This is a genomic window from Leptospira alexanderi serovar Manhao 3 str. L 60 (genome assembly GCF_000243815.2).
Lineage (GTDB): Bacteria > Spirochaetota > Leptospiria > Leptospirales > Leptospiraceae > Leptospira > Leptospira alexanderi.
Genome location: NZ_AHMT02000033.1, coordinates 1 through 1,571 on the forward strand (window position 1 = coordinate 1; position 1,571 = coordinate 1,571).

Genomic DNA, 1,571 nt, shown 5'->3' on the forward strand with positions numbered 1-1,571 from the left:
TTTCATACGAAGCTTGGACTCCCGGATAATAAACGGAAACGGGAAGAATCGGACCGATTGCAAAGGCAAGAGTTCCGTTTTGAAAAAAGTCGGTTCTATTCGTTATAGTAATGGAAGTGATCGGTTGTAGAGTGCTAACTCCTGTAGAACCTCCGATGACTGCAATCCATTCAGGATCTGTAGGGAATGGATCACTATTTAAAGGTTTAACACAAGCGGAACCCGCACCGTGCCTTGCGATTGTAATAGAAGGTTCTCCAGCGGCAGACGTGGAATTGATCGAAGGGGAATAGGAATCGGACGTGGCTTGAGAGGTTCCGTCGTTTGTGAATCTTCCTCCGGTAAAAAAGATATTTCCATTGAGACCACAACCGGACATATCTACTCTGGAAAAAATCGCTGTGAGAGACGTATAACTTTGCCATAAACCATTTTGTCCGATTCCAGGAGCAAAACGAGAAACCGTATTTAAAATCGTACCGGTCACCATATCTATAGTTGTCGTTCCCGCGATGATAAAAATTTCTTCTCCGACTGAAGCGATTACACCTCCTTGATTGGCGACGGGCATATCTGCAAGAGTTGTCCATTGGTTTGTATACGGATCATAGACTTCAGTTTTTTTAGAAGCTATGTAGTTGATTCCTTGTTTTTCCATTCCGCCTATAATATAGATTTTATTTTTGTGAGAGACTATGTTTGCAAAAGCGCGGGGTGTGGGAATCGAAGTTGCGGCCGGATACCAAGTAGAAGTTACAAGGATCAAAAAAATCAATTTCAGCAACGGGAGAAGCGTCCGCGCCGATTCCACCCACAACCCAAAGACCACGAGTCCTGTTTGGAAAATCACTGATCCAAGTTTTAAAAGTAAGAGGAACTCCTTGTAGTTTGTTTAAGTCGGAAGAACAAGAAACATACGCGATATAATCGGTATTGGATTCGAGATTGGGAAGAATCATAGAATGAATTTTAGAATTTTCTAAACTCGTGACGACGGATTCGATTGCACCTTTGCCGTACAAAACAGAACCAGGAAGAGAAGAAGAACATTCCCAGAAAATCGTAGCGGAACGCGGTCCTACTTGCGAAACAAAAGCCAGTTTCACTTTCGCGTTTTGTGCGTCCTGAATGTGAGAAAGCGGGGAATTTAGGCAGTTTGAGAATTGTAAAATTAGCGTGAAAAGAAAAGTGAAACGGGTTATTTTAAAGAGATTCCCGATTTTTAATAAGAACGCCGGTATAACGAAAGAAAAGGTTCTTAAGTGTAAAAAGTTCATTTGAAGTTTTCTTTTTTTTAAAAATAAAATCATAACAAAAGCCCCCAAGAGATACGAATTCCGGACCTGCATAAAGAATCCCCGGATTCAAAAGTGCATTGAGATCTAAGTCCGAGTCTAAGACGAGATCCGTTTGCAAACTCCCAAGCCCAACCGACTTCCCCTAAGAGTTCTGGATCGGTTCCGTTGAAGGAACGAGAGTCGCTCTTCCATTGAACAGAAGTCGCCCCGCCGCCTAATAGGAAGTAGGGGGCAAAGCTGCCGAATTGTTTACCGAAATAGATGGATTGATTC

The 1,571-nt window shown here is 42.5% G+C and carries 2 pseudogenes; both read right to left on the reverse strand.

From position 1 onward, the window contains the following. Nucleotides 1–1,277 (reverse strand): annotated as a pseudogene (locus tag LEP1GSC062_RS11265) (Kelch repeat-containing protein); the annotation flags it as partial. A 29-nt stretch (nt 1,278–1,306) separates the two neighbouring features. After that, a pseudogene (locus LEP1GSC062_RS11270) lies at nt 1,307–1,571 on the reverse strand (LA_3334 family protein); the annotation flags it as partial.